This window comes from Pseudarthrobacter sp. N5, from assembly GCF_050157035.1.
GTDB lineage: Bacteria > Actinomycetota > Actinomycetes > Actinomycetales > Micrococcaceae > Arthrobacter.
The window spans coordinates 2,748,136-2,765,017 of the sequence record NZ_CP189593.1; the positions used below are offsets into that span (position 1 = coordinate 2,748,136).

Here is a 16,882-nt window from a genome sequence, read left to right on the forward strand (position 1 = left end):
TTAGCGACTGGTGGTGCGTCGTTTCTGACGGGCTGTCGACATCGCGTTGGCCACGGAGAGTGCCAGTGGCGGCGGTCAGCGGTAACGGTAGCTGCGTGACGTCCAGCAGTTCGAATGCCAGTGGCGGCGTTCCGCGAGTCCGGCAGCGGCCCCAAACAGGTGGTCCTCTTTCCACACCACCAGATGGGCCACTCCAGGCAAGACCGGTGTGGCGCAGCCTGGGCAGATGTAGGACTTTTCTGCATTTTTCGCCGTTATGGTCCGGACCATCCAGTCGCCGTCCGGGGCAACTTGACGGCGGGCAATGCCTGACCTCGCTCGCTCCAGATCAAGCTCAGGCACGGCCCCGGTACCCCGTTTGCCGGCGGTGGCCGCGGGTTTTCCGGTGGATGCGCGGCGTGGGCGGTTGGAACGGGGCATGGTTCCATTCTCCCCCAGCGCGGGCATCGGTTTCACTGCCCACTGCTGTCCTGTAGCTCTGCTGCCACCGGCTGGGCTCCGAGGCGGTAGTGTTGACGCCGTGCGTCTTGTTATAGCCCGTTGCTCCGTTGATTATGTTGGCCGGCTGAAAGCCCATCTCCCCCTCGCCACCCGGCTCCTGGTGGTCAAGGCTGACGGGTCGGTTCTGGTCCACTCCGATGGCGGTTCCTATAAACCGCTGAACTGGATGAGCCCTCCCGCCTCACTCCGCATTACATCACCCGAGGATGTGGATCTCGAGCTCGGAGTCACGGAGCAGTGGACGGTCCAGTCAGCCAAGACCGATGACCGGCTGATCATCAACATCCACGAACAGCTACACGACACCTCGCACGAGCTTGGCCAGGATCCAGGACTGATTAAAGACGGTGTTGAAGCCGATCTGCAGCGGCTTTTGGCTGAGCAGATAGAGACCCTCGGTTCCGGATTTTCGCTGATCCGGCGCGAATACTTCACGGCGATCGGCCCGGTGGACCTCCTAGCCCGCGACGCTGGCGGCGCCACCGTGGCCATTGAGCTGAAGCGACGCGGCGACATCGACGGCGTCGAACAGCTCACCCGCTACCTTGAACTCCTCAACCGGGATCCCCTGCTGGCACCGGTACGGGGCATTTTCGCCGCCCAGCAGATCAAGCCCCAGGCGAAGGTGCTGGCAAACGACCGCGGCATCGACTGCATCACTCTTGACTATGACGCGATGCGCGGAGTAGATGACAGTGAATCCCGGCTGTTCTAAGAACCGGGTGTCGGCTTCGTCCTAGAATCGTTCCATGACAGCCACTGAACCGTCTTCCGCTGCGCCCTTCCGGCGGCGCCAGCTTATCTCCGGAACGATCATCAGCGACCGCACCTTGGTGCAGGACGCTGTTCTGGCCATCGAAGACGATCGTATTCACTACGCGGGAGCCGCACGGGGCTTTGATACGGCACTCTTTGCCGGCGCTGAAGAATATGCGCTTCCAGACGGGTCGTTTATCGTGCCCGGCCTGGTGGACATTCACTGCCATGGCGGTAACGGCGGTGACTTTCCTGGTGGCGAAGAGCCATCCGCACGCCGCGCCATCGACTTCCTGCACCGCTCCGGAACTACGACGCTGCTGGCGAGCATGGTGACAGCGTCACGGGAAGACCTCCTCCGGGGGATCGCCCTGTACGTCCGGCTGACGGATGAAGGGCTGATCGCCGGAATCCATCTGGAGGGCCCGTTCCTTTCCCATGCCCGCTGCGGTGCACAGAACCCGGCCTTCCTGCTGAACCCTGACCTCGACTTCATGAATGAACTGGTGGCGGCAGCCGGCGGCAAACTGGCGACCATGACCTACGCGCCCGAGCTTCCAGGGGCGGCCGCTTTGGTGGATCTGATGACGTCCCACGGTGTGACGCCTTCTCTGGGCCACACTGACAGCGACGACGCGACGGCGGCGGCATCCCTGTCCGCCGCAAGAGAGGGCCTCGAAGCGGCCGGTTTCGACGGCAGCAGTGCCCGCCCCACCGTCACACACCTCTTTAACGGCATGCCTCCCCTGCACCACCGCTCGCCCGGGCCCGTGGCTGCCTGCCTCAGGGCAGCTCAGGGCGGACGAGCGGTGGTTGAACTGATCGCGGACAATACACATTTGGATCCGGGAACCGTGGCTACCGTTTTTCAGCTGGTTGATGCGGCAAACATTGTTCTGGTGACCGATTCCATGGCGGCTGCCGGGCTCACGGATGGCCAGTACATGCTGGGGCCCTCCCCCGTCACCGTAACCGGCGGTGTGGCAACCCTTGATGCGACAGGCTCCATTGCCGGCGGAACCGCCACCTTGCTCGACGTCGTGCGCCGCACCGTCGCTGCCGGTGTGTCGCTCGCCGACGCCGTCTACTCTGCCACCGCTGTACCGGCAGGGGTGCTGGGACTTTCCGACGAGGTAGGTGGACTCCGCCGGGGATTGCGGGCCGACGCCGTTGTGGTGGGCCCTGGGCTTGAATTGTCAGGCGTTCTCCGCCAGGGTGAATGGCTCGTGCCGCTGGCGTAGCCAGGCAGCCCCATTGTCAGACCAAAGGCGTCACCGCGTTTTTCCTCAAAATATATCGGATTCGGCGTTTTGCCCGTTGACCTGACGCAACTGTCATGAAATTCTTATCTCAGTCTTTGTGTAGGTGTTTTTCATGCTCGCAAGACATGTTGCGAGCGCGAAGCTCCGGCAGCGCAAGTCCGGTGTGACCGGGCCGGCAAGCCAGGATTCTTCTCGCGGAGTGACCAAGTCCAGCACGAAGTGTGCTGGACTTATATAAGTTCCACAATGAGGAGAAATAAATGGCACAGGGAACCGTCAAGTGGTTCAACGCTGAAAAGGGCTTCGGCTTCATCACCCCGGATGACTCCGATGGCGATGTCTTCGTTCACTACTCTGAGATCCAGACCGGTGGGTTCAAGACCCTGGACGAGAACCAGCGTGTTCAGTTCGAAATCGGCCAGGGTGCCAAAGGCCCCCAGGCTACCGGTGTAACGCTGGTCTAGTTTCCCGCTGGAACTCCGCCTCCGGGCAGAATCCACGAATGAATGATCCCCGGCATGATTGCCGGGGATCATTTTTTTGTATTCTATTCTGCCGTCCCGGTCACAAATATTTCCAATCCTGAAACATTCGCCGCACCACGGAATTAGCTCACGAGTTCCCGCAGCAGCCGGGCGCTCTGGCGTACTGAGAGACCCGGCAGATAGGCTCTGGTGAGCGCCGTTCCAATGGCCGGCAGTTGCAGGGAATCCTGATAGTAGAGGTAAAGCGTCCGGTATTCAGGCTGGAACCGCGATTTGAAGGCCGATAGCGATCGAAAGCCGTAAATCGGCTCCAAAGCATGCCCCACAACGTCCAGAATTCCCGTCAGGCCGTCGCTCAACAGATCCGGACGGTCAGCCTCCCGTGGAGGTTCCGCCTGTTCAGGAATGCTCGCAAGGGGAGAACCCGAAAGTGAAATCACATCTACGGATTTGCGCAGCTCCAGAATGGCCGAGGCAATAAGAAATTCCATCACCCCCGGAAATCCATCTTTGCGCCGGCGCATGAAGTCCAGTGTCCGGCTAACCACCTCACCGTCTTCGTAGACCGGAAGCCAGCTTGTCACCCCGTGCACCATACCGTCAGTGTCCACGGCCAGACAGCACAGCACGTCCTCGTCCATGAGTTCGTCGATCCCGCCCAGGGTGAATCCCATTTCCGGTACCGCCTTGCTGGCCGCCCACTCTTCCGAAACCTCGATCAGCTGGGCCCTCAGTCCGGCCGGCAGCAAGGAATAGCTGCCCCACACGGGCTTAATGCCCGTTTTCAATGCCCGGTTCAAAGCAGTCCGGACGTTCTGCCATTCTTTGCCTTTGAATTCCAGGCCCTGCACGGAAATCCTGGTTTCCTGCGCCACAGCAACCCGCCGGAAACCGCGGTCCCGAAGCATTGGCCAGAGCCTGTCGGTGCAGGAATAGAAACCCGGAATCAGCGCGTGCGCCGCGCAGTAGTCAAGGAAGCCTTCCGCTGTGTTGTCACGGGCCTCTGGAGCACCGAACGGGCCGGCAAGCGTCAGTGCCACGCTTCCATGTTGCTGGTAGGCGACTCCGCCGTCGCCGGCACCATTGACCCAATACTTGTTGGGTTCCCAAAGCGCCATCCAGGACAGCGAGTCCCCGCCTTTCCTGACGAGGCTTCGGGCCATGTCCTTGTCTTCCCGGCCGGCGTCTGCGGCGTGGTGGCGCCGCAGCAACACAGCCCATACCGCCGCCAAGGCCACAGCCCAGAAGACGACTCCTGAATATGCGAAAAGGAAAGACTCGGCATCGTTCCGCCCGACGAAGACACGGCGGTACAGGTTGGGGATCGGTACCGGCAGATATTGCCGGGACAGCTCAGCCATGAGTCCCGAAAGACCGCCGTCACGGTCCATGCCCCCGGCACTGAGCCAGGCCGTGGTGTAACTCCCGGCCAGCGCCACCCAGATGCCCCCCACAGCCAAGGCGAGCGTCCGGCGTACGCTCCGGGACGACTCGACCCTGAATTGCCTCCGGTTTGCGAAAAGCAGCAGGGCAAGCAACAGCGGAACCGCCACGAGGGGAAGCACATGGGCGAACCCCGAACCCAACGCCGCCGTATGTGGTCTGGATGGATAGTGCGGAATAAGCGCAAACAGCGCCAGGTACACAGCGGACAGCACCGTTACCCCTACTTGGACCACAATGATTATCCGCAGTGCCAGGATCCGTCCACGGCGGATGGCGTCGGCACAGATCAGCAGAAGGATCACGGGCACGACGGCGAGTACCAGGCCCAAGGGCCCGGCAAAGCCTTGCCGTCCGGCTTCGAGGCAGCTGGCCTCAACCGTGCCACCACAGTTTGCCTCGAGCTGGCTCAGCGTGGGTATGGGGTTGACCACCACGTCGCGCAGCAGCGCCAGCGGTCCGGTCGGCGCCCTGACTGCAGCAGTGAGGAGGGGGCCAACGGCAAAAATTCCCACTGTCAGTGCAAGTAGATTTCGTGTCTCGCGCCCGGTGGAGCGGTGTCGTTGAAGATGTCCGTGATCGTGCTGGATCCACCATCCGGCAGCCAGTCCGGCCAGCGCGCCCAGGAACCCGATGATAGTTTCCGCGTGTCCCACATAGAGCACCAGAAGCAAGGACACCGATAGCAAAGCGGTGCGTAGCCGGCGCTGCCAGAGGTACGGCAGGCCACCACTGGCAGCCAGTGACACGGCCAGCACCGCAGCATATGGACCCGTCAAGCGCACTTCAGTCATCAGGCCCAGCCAGCCGTCGCCAACGTACCGTGCCAGCTGGGAGACCAGCAGGAACAAGGTAACCGCCGCGAACTGGCCCGCGGCGTAGAACACAGCCGTCCTTGCCGTGCCGAGCTGTCGCTCGGCCAGACCAAGCAACAGGAGAATCATCAGCGAGGCGGTCAGGTAGGCGAGCGGATTTGTGGCAAAGAACAGCGAGGTGAACAGACTCCACCATCGGCCTGCTTTGAGCCCCCCGGCACTGACCCCGGCAATGTCCAGCATCGATTCGGGTGGACCGGACAGGAAACTTCCTGTCGCCGCCGCTACGCAGAGGAACAACCCCAGGACCGATAATGTGAAGGGTGTGGCCCGGAGATGCCGAAGCCACCGCTGCCAGACCGGCCGGACCACAGATGCCCACGCCATTCTGGCGGCCCCGGTTCCCGATGCACCCCTCACTGTTGCAGCCCCCAACGGCCGGACAGGAAATCAAGGGCGCTTTCCATTCCCGTGGCCGGTGTATCCCAGGAGTGGCCGGTGTTTTCAACAACCTTGGCCTCCACGGTCATCCCGGCCGAACGCGCTCCCCGCGCAAGGACCTCCATGTAGCCCCGGAATTCAGGATCGCGCTCACCGGCGCCGAAATAGGCAACACTGCCGGCCAGGCCCCCCTGCTTCATCACATTCAGTGGGGTCTGGCGGTCAAAAGCCGCCGTGTCGCCGGCAAAGGCAATGTCAATGGTTTTTTGACGCTCCTTGGCAAGGGCAGGTTCCAGTTCGCTGGAGAACGCAATGACGGATCTGTAAATGTCCGGATGCCTGGTAGCCATCTGCAGCGCGCAGGTGGCTCCAAACGAGAAACCACCCACCGCCCAGTCAGCGTGGTCAGGAACGACATCGAGCGTTTCCGAGATCCAACGCGGCACATCGCTTGAGAGGTAGGTGTCGGCCTGGGCGATCCTGCTGTCCATACAGAGCGAATTTCCGGATTCGGAACCGTTCGGGTCCACCACGATGACTATTGCGGAGATACCACCGTGACGGGAAGCATAGCTGTCCATCTGGCTGCGCAGTGCTCCTCCGCTGAGCCAGTCAGCCGGGCCGCCGGGCTGGCCGGAGAACAGCACCAGGACCGGTAGCTGGGGACGGTTGACCGACGAATAGGCCGGAGGAAGGTAGACATAGGCGTCACGGGCGCTGAATCCCGAGGCCACCCCGGGGATAGTGGCCTTTCGCAACAAGCCCTCGGACGGAAGCCCGTCCAGCGGTTCCCACCCTTTCAGAGGTACAGCAGGGTGCGTGCCGGTCTGCCGCAACAACGCAGGTTCGAGCGGCTGGACTCTGGCCACGGCGGTGCCCAGCAGATCGCTGACTGTGCGGTTAAGCCCAAAGTATGCGTTGATCTGGACTGCGCTCAGGAACAGGACACCGAGTACCGCTGCAAATCGTGAAACTCTTCGGGGCCAGGACGTCCCACGCAGGTGCAACAGCCACAGAAGCAGCGCTTCCACAGGAGGGACGGTCCAAGCCAGAACGTCCGTCGGTAACTCCCCGGGGTATACGGAGAAAACGTAGACCAGGGACCAGTGCACGGCAGCGACTATTCCGGCGGCGCCAATGACTGTCAGGAGGATGACAGCCGCCCACCGCCAGATCCATCCGCGTCCATGTGCGTTCACAGCAAGCCGGTCCGGGCGCCGGAGAAGTAACAGGAAACCTGCAGCACCGGCCACCCAGGCCGTCCACAGCACCAGACCGTCAGTCAGCCGGAGATCGGCGATCAGATCCATTGCGCTCAGCGCCACGTACCCACACCGATGACGGGACCGGCTTCCAGCCAGGATGACAATCCCGCGTAGGCATCAAACTTCATGGCCAGCAGGACGTCCAGTCCTTCGTAGCGAAGTTCCACAACCACCACATCAGGCTGGACGTTAACGAGCTCCGCCTCTGACGGTTCCCGCCGGCCCAGCAGTTCCAGCGAGCTGCGCTTGAACTTATGTTTCGGGCGCACGCTGAGCGAGAGAAGACGGAACCATTCCAGGTCGTTGTCCTGATAGCGACAAACCCCCATCTGCCAGCTGTTTCCAGCCGTGCAAATGGAGGCGTCCACGGTGCCAAGGGCGCGCCGCAGATTGAAGCGGCGCACCCCGAAAAGACACAGTGCGAAGATCAGCAACGCAAAAACGGTTGCTATGGCGATGAACGGAAATCCAGGAACGTCCATCAAGGTCGTGCTAGCGGATCCCAGCAGTAGCCGCGTCGCCCAGCTGGGCGTTGTCAGCAACAATAACCACCCGGTTGTTATCGACGGAGAAGAATCCGCCGTCAACAACTACTAAAATGCGGTCTCCGGACACCGGCTGGATCGCCAGTTCTCCTTCGGCCAGGATCGCCAGCAGGGGCGCGTGGCCGGGTAGGATTCCGATTTCACCATCGCTGGTGCGGGCCTTGACCATTTTGGCCGCTCCGGACCACACGAAGTGATCCGCTGCGACAATCTCAACCTCAAGCTCAGCCATATTACTTGGTCTGTTCCTGGATCTTGGCCCACTGACGCTCAACATCGTCCAGTCCACCGACGTTGAAGAACGCCTGCTCTGCAACGTGGTCCAGCTCGCCGTCGCAGATGGCTGTGAAGCCTTCCACGGTGTCCTTGATGGTAACCGTCGAACCTTCGACGCCGGTGAACTGCTTGGCGGTGTAGGTGTTCTGGGAGAGGAACTGCTGGATACGCCGTGCACGGGACACAACAATCTTGTCCTCTTCGGACAGTTCGTCAACGCCAAGGATGGCGATGATGTCCTGGAGTTCCTTGTTCTTCTGCAGGATCTGCTTCACACGGACGGCCGTGTTGTAGTGATCCTTGCCGATGTACTGGGGATCCAGGATTCGGGAGGTGGACGTCAGCGGGTCAACGGCCGGGTACAGACCACGTGAAGCAATTTCACGGGAAAGCTCGGTTGTTGCATCCAGGTGGGCGAACGTCGCAGCCGGAGCCGGGTCGGTGTAGTCATCTGCAGGCACGTACACGGCCTGCATGGAGGTGATGGAGTGACCCTTAGTGGAGGTGATGCGCTCCTGGAGGATGCCCATCTCGTCAGCCAGGTTCGGCTGGTAACCCACGGCGGAAGGCATACGGCCCAGAAGGGTCGAAACCTCGGAGCCGGCCTGCGTGAAGCGGAAGATGTTGTCCACGAAGAGCAACACATCCTGCTTCTGCACATCACGGAAGTACTCCGCCATGGTCAGCGCGGAGAGTGCAACACGCAGCCGCGTTCCCGGCGGCTCATCCATCTGGCCGAACACAAGGGCCGTGTCCTTGAGGACGCCTGCCTCTTCCATTTCAACCCAGAGGTCGTTACCTTCACGGGTACGCTCGCCAACACCGGCGAATACCGAAGTACCACCGAAGTTTCGGGCCACACGGGTGATCATTTCCTGGATCAGCACGGTCTTGCCCACACCGGCACCGCCGAAGAGGCCGATCTTTCCACCCTTGATGTACGGGGTGAGAAGGTCGATGACCTTGATGCCGGTCTCAAGCATCTCGGTGGAACCCTCGAGCTGGTCAAAGCTCGGGGGCTTGCGGTGGATGGGCCAGCGCTCTGTGATCTCAAGGCTGGATTCCTCGACGTCGAGCGGCTTGCCCAGGACGTTGAAGATGTGGCCCTTGACGACGTCACCGACGGGCACGGAGATCGGAGCACCAGTGCTCGTCACGGCCGCACCGCGAACCAGGCCATCAGTTGCCTGAAGCGCGATTGCGCGGACCAGGTTGTCGCCCAGGTGCTGGGAGACCTCGAAGGTGACCATATGGGTTGCACCGTTAAGGGTGATCTCCGCGGTCAGGGCATGGTAGATGCCGGGGATTGCGTCAGCCGGGAACTCGACGTCGACAACCGGGCCGATGACACGGGCAATGCGGCCCGTGGCGCCAGCGGTCTTGGCTACCTGTTCGGTTGCGGTGGCAGTCATCTCTCTCACTTCACTCAATGTAGATGGCGTGGAATTAATTCTATCGGTGCTGACGGATCAGCCTTTAGGCCTGGAAGACCTGGAGTTTGATCGGCTACGACGCGTTGAGCGAGTCGGCTCCGGCCACAATCTCGGAAAGCTCCTGTGTGATCTCAGCCTGACGCGCGGTGTTGGCAAGTCGTGTGAACTTCTTGACCAGATCGCGGGCGTTGTCGCTGGCCGACTTCATGGCACGCTGGCGGGCTGCCAGCTCGCTGGCAGCAGCCTGCAGCAGTGCGTTGAAGATACGAGCCTCGATGTAGCGCGGCAGAAGGGCATCCAAAACCTGCTCGGGCTCGGGCTCATACTCGTAGAGGGGCAACAGATCCGAAGATTCAGTGACCTGCTCCTCCGAAACCTCCAGCGGAAGCAGCCGGATGACTGTGGGGACCTGAAGGACCATGGAGACGAATCGTGTGTAGACGACATGAATCTCGTCCACCCCGCTGTCCTCAAAGTCCTTAGCGAAGTCCTCAAGCAGCACCTGGCTGATTTCCTTGGCCGTGGCGAATTGAGGCGCATCTGTGGCATCAAGCCAGGACCGCGCGAATTCACGGTTGCGGAACTGGAAGTAGGACTGTGCCTTGTTCCCGACCAGGTAGGTCTTTACTTCCTTGCCCTCGGCGCTGAGCAGCCCATAGAGATGCTCGGACTGCTTGAGCACGCTGGCCGAATATGACCCTGCCAGGCCACGGTTGGAGGACACCACCAGGACGGCAGCGCGGCGGATCTGCGCCGGCTCGGTTGTGAGCGGGTGGTCAATCTCAGACTGAGAAGCAACCGCCGACACGGCCCGCGTGATGGCGTTGGCATAGGGCAGTGAGGCCGCTACGCGCGAACGGGCTCTGCTGATTCGCGAGGTAGCGATCAGTTCCATCGCCTTGAAGAGCTTTCCCATCGACTGAGTCGCTTTGATTCTCTGGCGGTAGACCCGAAGCTGGGCTCCCATACTTACGTTTCCCTTCGTTGTTGTGTGAAACCGCGGCCCGGGCCCGCCCATAGTGCATGTCCGGGCCGCGGTGACTCAACTAGCGCTTCTGCTTGACGATCTTCTCTTGATCTACGTCGGTCTGGGCAAGAGCATCAAACTCTTCATGACCGGCACCGACAAGGTAGCTGTCACCTTCGCCGAAGAAGCCCTTGGAGAAGTCCTTGATGGATGTCTCAAGAACCGCCAGTGTGTCGTCATCCAGCACATTGGTCTGCGCAAGCGTCGTCAGCACGGAGGAGCTGTGCTTGAGGTGCTCCAGGAACTCCGCCTCGAAACGCTGAACGTCTTCGAGCGGAACAGCGTCAAGGTAGCCCTTGGTGCCGGCCCAGATGGAAACAACCTGGTTCTCGATCGGGTACGGCGTGTACTGGCCCTGCCTGAGCAGTTCCATAAGGCGCGCACCGCGGGTCAGCTGCTGACGTGAAGCAGCGTCCAGGTCTGAAGCGAACATCGCGAATGCCTGCATATCGCGGTACTGCGCCAGGTCCAGCTTCAAAGTACCGGAGACCTTCTTCATGGCCTTGACCTGCGCAGCGCCACCCACACGGGAAACGGAGACACCAACGTCAACAGCTGGACGCTGGTTGGCGTTGAAGAGGTCCGACTGGAGGAAGATCTGGCCATCCGTGATCGAGATCACGTTGGTCGGGATGAAGGCTCCGACGTCGTTGGCCTTGGTTTCGATGATGGGCAGGCCCGTCATCGATCCGGCGCCGAGCTCGTCGGAGAGTTTTGCACAACGCTCCAGCAGGCGGGAGTGCAGGTAGAAAACGTCGCCCGGGTAGGCTTCCCGGCCCGGCGGGCGGCGCAGCAGCAGTGACACGGCGCGGTAGGCTTCGGCCTGCTTGGACAGGTCATCGAAGATCACCAGAACGTGCTTGCCGGCATACATCCAGTGCTGTCCGATTGCGGAACCGGCGTAGGGCGCAAGGTACTTGAAGCCGGCCGGGTCTGACGCCGGCGAGGCAACGATCGTGGTGTATTCGAGTGCGCCGTTGTCCTCAAGGGTCTGCCGGATCTCAGCGATCGTTGAAGCCTTCTGGCCGATCGCGACGTAAATGCAGCGAACCTGCTTCTGGACGTCACCGGAGTCCCAGTTGGCCTTCTGATTCAGAATGGTGTCAACGGCGATGGCCGTCTTGCCCGTCTTTCGGTCACCGATGATGAGCTGGCGCTGGCCGCGGCCGATCGGAATCATGGCGTCAATTGCCTTGAGGCCGGTCTGCAGCGGTTCGTGCACGGACTTGCGCTCAGTCACTCCGGGAGCCTGGAGCTCCAGTGCACGGGTGGTTTCAGCCTTGATCTCGCCGAGGCCGTCAATCGGCTGGCCCAAAGGGTCAACTACGCGGCCGAGGAAGGCATCGCCAACCGGTACAGACAGGATCTCACCGGTGCGGTGAACTTCCTGGCCCTCTTCGATGCCCGTGAAGTCACCGAGGATGATAACGCCGATCTCGCGGACGTCGAGGTTCTGGGCCAGGCCCAGGGTGCCGTCTTCGAAGCGAAGAAGTTCGTTCGCCATGACCGAGGGAAGACCCTCAACACGGGCGATGCCGTCACCTGCGGCGGATACACGGCCAACCTCTACGCGCTCGGCGTTTCCGGGTTCGTAGGACGCCGCGAACTCGTTCAACGCAATACGGACGTCGTCGGCGTTGATGGTCAATTCGGCCATCTGCAGTCCCTGCTCTCCTGTTTTCGTGATCATCGTTGCTCACGATGACCTGGGTTTCTATCAGTTAAGTTGTGCTTGTCCGGCTAGCCGGCCAGTTGACGGTGAAGCTGTCCCAGTCGGGAAATAACCGAAGCGTCAACCACTTCGTCACCCACCTGGACACGGATTCCACCAATCAGTGCAGGATCAACGGTGACGTTGACCTTGAGCTCACGCCCATAGAGGGAGTTGAGCCCGCCCTGCAGACGGCTGGTCTGCGCTTCCGTCAACGGACGGGAAACACCCACCGTTGCAATCCAGCGCTGCTGGCGCTTGGCTGCAAGTTCTGCGAAACGGCCGACAAGCCCGGTGGCTTTAATGCCGCGGGGCTGCGACACTGCCTGGCCGACAAGGACTTTCGCTTCCTCGCTTGCGTGAGGAACCAGCCTCTCGGCAAGGGCAATCTTTGCGGCGGCGCTGGCCTGTGGTTCAGACAGAGCACGCTGCGCCTCATGGCTGGAGGCAACGGTCTGGTTGAAGGAGAACAGATCGTTCTCCAGCTTTTCCAGGCCGGTGATTCCGGAGGCAGAAACGGCCGACTTGTTTTCTGCAACGGCTATAACAACCGTCGCGGCAAGGGTCTCGAGTGCATCGCCGATATCACGGGCCGTTGCCCAGCGTGAGCCAGCCAATCCGCCCGCGATTTCAGCAGCATCAGCGGAGACTTTCCCACCAACAAGCTGCCTGACCAGGGCCGACTTTTCGTCTCCGGTGCGGGACGGGTCAGTAAGTGCCCTCCGCAAACCAGCCGAGCTGTCAACTGTTCCAAGGATGCCGAAGAGCTCCTTGGCCAACTGCAGCGAGGCAGCCGGAAGCTTTGCTTCGAGTGCGGTCAGCGCTGTGCTCAGCGATCCGCTCGATACACCTGCCATTACTTAGCTGCACCTGCGTTCTGGTTCTCCAGATCTGCCAGGAAACGGTCAACAACGCGCGCCGAACGCTCATCATCGTTGAGTGACTCGCCAACAATGCGACCGGCGAGGGTTGTGGCCAGTGTTCCCACCTCTGAACGGAGGGACACAACGGCCGCCTGACGCTCGGATTCAATCTGAACGTGAGCCTGTGCAGTGATGCGGGCAGACTCTGAAGCGGCCTTCTCCTTGAGTTCTGCAAGGATCTGGGCGCCCTCGGAGCGGGCTTCCTCGCGGATGCGGTTGGCTTCCGCACGGGCGTCGCTGAGCTGCTGCTTATACTCTTCGAGCGCTGCAGCGGCCTCCGCCTGGGCCTTTTCAGCCTTGGCAATGCCACCTTCGATAGCCTCGGCACGCTCTGCGAAGGTCTTCTCGAACATCGGGACAACAAACTTGACCACGATGTACATGAGGACCGCAAAGCCGACGAGAACGACGCCCATTTCCCAAATATTCGGAATGAGCGGGTTGGTCGCCTCGGCGCCTTTAGTGGCGGCTGAGATGATCAGCTGATTCATATTTCACCCGTCCTTATCTTCTCGGTTCTGAATGATCGCTTGGTTCTGAAGGTTTACTTGAGAACAAAAGCGAAGACCAGGCCAAGGATGGCGAGGGCTTCAGTCAGTGCGAGGCCGAGGAATGCGATCGGCTGCAGGACGCGCTGCGCTTCGGGCTGACGTGCCACACCATTGATGTAAGCAGCGAAAACGAGACCCACACCGATACCACCGCCGATGGCGGAGAGGCCGTAGCCGATGAGGTTGAGGGAGCCGTTGATGGAGCCTTCCATTTTTCTTCCTTTCAAGATGCCGCTTTGCGGCAGGTTGTTTGGGTTGCTTCATCCCCCTGGGGGGAAGTTTGGTTGCCTAGTGGCTGTCGGCGTGAAGCGCGCCTTCTATATAGATCGCGGTCAGCAGGGTAAAGACATACGCCTGAAGAGCCATGATCAAAGCTTCGAGCATGTACATCGCGATGGAACCGGCCACAACCAATACGGAAGCACCCTTGAGCAGAACGCTTTCCTGCATCACGAGGTATTCAATTCCCGATCCGGCGATCATGACGATCAGGTGACCGGCCATCATGGTGGCGAAAAGACGCAGGCTGTGGGTTACCGGGCGGACCATGAAGTTGGAGATGATCTCGATCGGTACGACGATCGGAAGAATGTACCAGGGGACGCCCGAAGGCACCGTAGCGAGTTTGAAGTACTTCAGACCGTTCTTCTTGACACCGATCGCGATCCAGGTGAAGTAAACGATGCCCGCGAGAACATACGCTCCACCGACATGCGAGAAGCTCGGAAGCTGGATGACGGGAATGGCGCCGTAAATGTTGTTCACCAGGATGAAGAAGAAGAGGCTGAACAGCAGGGGCACGTACTTCATGAAGTCTTTGCCGCCGATAATGTCCTTGGCGATGCTGTTCCGCACGAAGCCGTAGGCCATTTCACCAGCGAACTGGAGTTTGCCGGGAACCAGCTGCTGCTTACGTGCAGCTAGCAGAAAGAATGTAGCGATAATGACGACCGACAGGATTACCAGCAGCATCTGCTTGGAGAATCCGTCCGCCGCACCCCACGGCAGGATTGCCGGCAGGTGCATTTCTTCAATTCCAGGAGGAGCGAACTCTCCTGAATCTTGGGCCGGGAGCGCAAGCGCGATCAACGCGTTTCCTCTCTGCAGTGTCCATCATTGGGCGTTGGTCGGGGTCCCGCGGTATTCACGCCGCTGTCCCCCTTGTGAAATTATTTGGCATTTCTGTTCCCGTCGGTGGACGGGGCACTGTCCGTGCTGCTCTCGCCAGCCGTGTTCTTGTGACTGGTAAGGCCATGCATATGGGAAAGATAGAAACCCCCAGCAGCTCCAAGCAGAGCGCCTGCGAGCACAATCCAGCGGGTTCCCCACAGATTATCCAGACCCCACCCTATCAAACTCCAGACGACGATCCCGCCAACAATGTAGCTGAAGACGGCGATTCCGGCGTTGTATCCGCCGTCTCTGTTATCGGCCGAGACGCCGGGCGCGCCCGGCGTCTTTCGGGAGTTGCCGGAGCCCTGCCGGGAGGAATGTCCGCGATCAGACATGGGTGGCATCCTGATCTGTAGAGGGGTCGTTGTAAATCTGGAGACGCGCCTTGCTGAAGCCATAGATCTCGGCGGCCTGCCAGAACACGACTGCAGCCACGGCGCCAATCAGGAACCAGCGGCCGTGAAGCCATTCCGGTGCACCTATCACAAAGAGCACCACGGCAAAACCGACCACCTTGACGAAATATGTCGCCACAAACAGCCCGATTGCGCCCGAAGGATTGTTGCGGCCCACAAAGTGGCCAACAAGGAGACTGATCGCAAAAAAGAGCATCACCAGCAGCCCGCCGAAGGTGCTCGACACAACTCCGGCAGCACCGTTAAGCACGTACGCCGGAACCGCTGTAAGCACCAGGGCGCCGCCGGCTGCTGCCGAACTTATGGCCAAAAGCCGGAGCCACAAAGACGCTGTGGGACCAGAGACGCCAACAGTCCCGTTGCCGGAGGAGTGTCCGGAGCCGGCGTTGGAGGTCATGGGATCCCAATCGTCGTGGTCTGTTGGTTGGTGATAGGGGTGCGGTGATTAGCTGCCCTGAATTCTACACGAGATAGAAATTATTCGGAAAAGGGATTGCGCAACTCAGTCCCGGAACCGCGCACCCTTACGGCTCAAATACGGCCAGGCAGTCACAAGCGTCATGCCCAATGCAGCCAGGACGTCTATCACCAGAACCATCTGCCACGGGAAGACTGCAAAGGCCAGTCCACCGAACGCCAGAACCGAGGTCCACATATACATCAGCACAACGGCGCCGCGGTGTGAGTATCCGATATCCAGCAACCTGTGGTGGAGATGGCCCCGATCTGCGGACCATGGTGACCGCCCCAGTGCTGTCCGCCGCACGACGGCGAGACAGAGGTCCAGGAGCGGCAGAAACAGCACGGCGAACGGCAGCAGGATGGGGATGATGGTGGGAATGCCGTTGGCGCGGTCATAGAGCCCGGAGGAGATCTGGCCTGTGGAGACAATTCCGGCCGAGGCCATCAACAGTCCGATCAGCATGGCACCGGAGTCGCCCATGAATATTTTCGACGGGAACCAATTGTGCGGCAGGAACCCCACACAGCTGCCCACGAGCACAGCAGTCAGGAGGGTAGCGAGGTCGGAACGGTCGAGGATGACGGCGGTCCTGTGAACCCAGTAGGCGGTCAGGAAGAATGCCACACCGCCGATGATTGCCACACCGGCAGCCAGACCGTCCAGGCCGTCTATGAAGTTGAAGGCGTTCATGGTCGTGACGATGAGCCCAGCTGTCAACAGGATATGCAGCAGGTCCGATTCGATCCGGATAGGTTCGGGGACAAAGGGTATAACGGTCATCCGGACCCCCCAGATGGCCACAACCAGAGCAGCAGCACTCTGGCCGATGAGCTTGACCCACCACCTCAGATCCAGCAGGTCGTCGGCCATTCCCACCAGCACAATAACTGCGGCGCCGGCCAGGACTCCCCAAGGGGCAGAGTTTCCGCGGAAAATGTCCTCGACGAAAAAGGAGTGGCTTGCCACGATCAGCGCTGTCAGGAAGCCGGCGAAAATACCGAGGCCACCGAGCCTGGACACCGGTGTGGAATGCACGTCACGGCTTCTGATCGGTGAGAAGAGTTCAAGCCTGTTGCCGATCAGCCGGGCTCCCCATGTTGCAGCATAGGACGTTACAGCCGCAGTCAGCATCATGAGCAGATACATGATCACGGTGCGGCTCCTGGCTCTGGGCGGTCCGCGAACCCGGCCCTTCGGCGCACGGCATCCGGAAACCGGGGATTCAGGGCAGGACATCGGTCATGGTTTGCGCTCAAGTGGTCTGGGTCTGTCGTTCGATGAATGGATCTTCTCCGTCGCCGTGCTCGCTGCAGGCAGTGCGTACTGCCTGACAGGGCTGTATTACAGTGGACTCTAGTCAAGATACTAATGCCAACGGCTGCACGGCCTCGCGTCA

Annotated in this window: 19 protein-coding genes; 4 read left to right on the plus strand and 15 right to left on the minus strand. The window is 60.7% G+C overall.

Translation table 11 applies throughout. The annotated features are described in order from the left end of the window. Positions 1-75 precede the first annotated feature (75 nt). Positions 76-420 (minus strand): ATP/GTP-binding protein, encoded by a 345-nt coding sequence (locus ACQCST_RS13265; protein ID WP_426996224.1) that lies wholly within the window; start codon positions 418-420, stop codon positions 76-78. 100 nt (positions 421-520) lie between these two features. Between ACQCST_RS13265 and nucS the strand changes: the two genes are divergently transcribed. From nucS to ACQCST_RS13280, 3 genes are all read left to right on the plus strand, one after another. Beyond that, the gene (gene nucS / locus ACQCST_RS13270) at positions 521-1,216 is read left to right on the plus strand and encodes an endonuclease NucS (RefSeq protein ID WP_426996226.1); all 696 of its coding nucleotides are present in this window, start codon (positions 521-523) and stop codon (positions 1,214-1,216) included. Positions 1,217-1,250: 34 nt separating this feature from the next. Beyond that, positions 1,251-2,498: an N-acetylglucosamine-6-phosphate deacetylase gene (locus ACQCST_RS13275; RefSeq protein WP_426996227.1), complete on the plus strand. Its 1,248-nt coding sequence runs from the start codon at positions 1,251-1,253 to the stop codon at positions 2,496-2,498. Between the two features lie 281 nt (positions 2,499-2,779). Next, positions 2,780-2,983, plus strand: a complete 204-nt coding sequence (locus ACQCST_RS13280; protein ID WP_011692441.1) for a cold-shock protein — start codon at positions 2,780-2,782, stop codon at positions 2,981-2,983. Positions 2,984-3,126: 143 nt separating this feature from the next. Here ACQCST_RS13280 and ACQCST_RS13285 read toward each other — a convergent pair whose 3' ends face one another. The 14 genes from ACQCST_RS13285 to ACQCST_RS13350 form a co-directional block, all read right to left on the minus strand. Then, positions 3,127-5,649 (minus strand): bifunctional lysylphosphatidylglycerol flippase/synthetase MprF, encoded by a 2,523-nt coding sequence (locus tag ACQCST_RS13285; RefSeq protein WP_426996228.1) that lies wholly within the window; start codon positions 5,647-5,649, stop codon positions 3,127-3,129. A gap of 29 nt (positions 5,650-5,678) precedes the next feature. Next, positions 5,679-7,028 (minus strand): alpha/beta hydrolase, encoded by a 1,350-nt coding sequence (locus ACQCST_RS13290; protein WP_426996229.1) that lies wholly within the window; start codon positions 7,026-7,028, stop codon positions 5,679-5,681. Next, positions 7,019-7,450, minus strand: a complete 432-nt coding sequence (locus ACQCST_RS13295; RefSeq protein WP_426996230.1) for a DUF2550 domain-containing protein — start codon at positions 7,448-7,450, stop codon at positions 7,019-7,021. Before ACQCST_RS13295 ends, ACQCST_RS13290 begins: the two co-directional genes overlap by 10 nt. Positions 7,451-7,460: 10 nt before the next feature. Next, the gene (locus tag ACQCST_RS13300) at positions 7,461-7,745 is read right to left on the minus strand and encodes a F0F1 ATP synthase subunit epsilon (protein ID WP_426996231.1); all 285 of its coding nucleotides are present in this window, start codon (positions 7,743-7,745) and stop codon (positions 7,461-7,463) included. Position 7,746: 1 nt separating this feature from the next. Further along, the gene (atpD, locus tag ACQCST_RS13305; protein WP_426996232.1) at positions 7,747-9,201 is read right to left on the minus strand and encodes a F0F1 ATP synthase subunit beta; all 1,455 of its coding nucleotides are present in this window, start codon (positions 9,199-9,201) and stop codon (positions 7,747-7,749) included. 94 nt (positions 9,202-9,295) lie between these two features. Next, complete coding sequence (locus ACQCST_RS13310; protein WP_426996233.1) at positions 9,296-10,189, minus strand: F0F1 ATP synthase subunit gamma; 894 nt, start codon at positions 10,187-10,189, stop codon at positions 9,296-9,298. Between the two features lie 79 nt (positions 10,190-10,268). Beyond that, positions 10,269-11,906 (minus strand): F0F1 ATP synthase subunit alpha, encoded by a 1,638-nt coding sequence (atpA, locus tag ACQCST_RS13315; protein WP_426999179.1) that lies wholly within the window; start codon positions 11,904-11,906, stop codon positions 10,269-10,271. A gap of 83 nt (positions 11,907-11,989) precedes the next feature. Beyond that, positions 11,990-12,817, minus strand: coding sequence for a F0F1 ATP synthase subunit delta (locus ACQCST_RS13320; protein ID WP_426996234.1), 828 nt, complete (start codon positions 12,815-12,817; stop codon positions 11,990-11,992). After that, positions 12,817-13,374 carry a F0F1 ATP synthase subunit B gene (locus ACQCST_RS13325; RefSeq protein WP_426996235.1) on the minus strand — a complete coding sequence of 186 codons (558 nt, stop codon included), beginning with the start codon at positions 13,372-13,374 and terminating at the stop codon, positions 12,817-12,819. The genes ACQCST_RS13320 and ACQCST_RS13325 overlap by 1 nt, the downstream gene beginning before the upstream one ends. A 53-nt stretch (positions 13,375-13,427) precedes the next feature. Then, positions 13,428-13,646, minus strand: coding sequence for an ATP synthase F0 subunit C (gene atpE / locus ACQCST_RS13330; RefSeq protein WP_003804776.1), 219 nt, complete (start codon positions 13,644-13,646; stop codon positions 13,428-13,430). Between the two features lie 76 nt (positions 13,647-13,722). Further along, positions 13,723-14,523, minus strand: a complete 801-nt coding sequence (gene atpB / locus ACQCST_RS13335; RefSeq protein WP_426996237.1) for a F0F1 ATP synthase subunit A — start codon at positions 14,521-14,523, stop codon at positions 13,723-13,725. 80 nt (positions 14,524-14,603) lie between these two features. Then, positions 14,604-14,942 (minus strand): hypothetical protein, encoded by a 339-nt coding sequence (locus ACQCST_RS13340; RefSeq protein ID WP_426996238.1) that lies wholly within the window; start codon positions 14,940-14,942, stop codon positions 14,604-14,606. Next, on the minus strand, positions 14,935-15,420 hold the full coding sequence (locus tag ACQCST_RS13345; protein ID WP_426996239.1) for a hypothetical protein: 486 nt from the start codon (positions 15,418-15,420) through the stop codon (positions 14,935-14,937). The genes ACQCST_RS13340 and ACQCST_RS13345 overlap by 8 nt, the downstream gene beginning before the upstream one ends. A 105-nt stretch (positions 15,421-15,525) precedes the next feature. After that, entirely contained in the window at positions 15,526-16,638 is a 1,113-nt protein-coding gene (locus ACQCST_RS13350; RefSeq protein WP_426996240.1) for an MraY family glycosyltransferase, read from the minus strand. On the opposite strand from ACQCST_RS13350, the gene ACQCST_RS13355 reads away from it, so the two are divergent. Further along, positions 16,619-16,843, plus strand: a complete 225-nt coding sequence (locus tag ACQCST_RS13355; RefSeq protein ID WP_426996241.1) for a hypothetical protein — start codon at positions 16,619-16,621, stop codon at positions 16,841-16,843. The two genes, ACQCST_RS13350 and ACQCST_RS13355, sit on opposite strands and share 20 nt — an antisense overlap. Positions 16,844-16,882 lie beyond the last annotated feature (39 nt).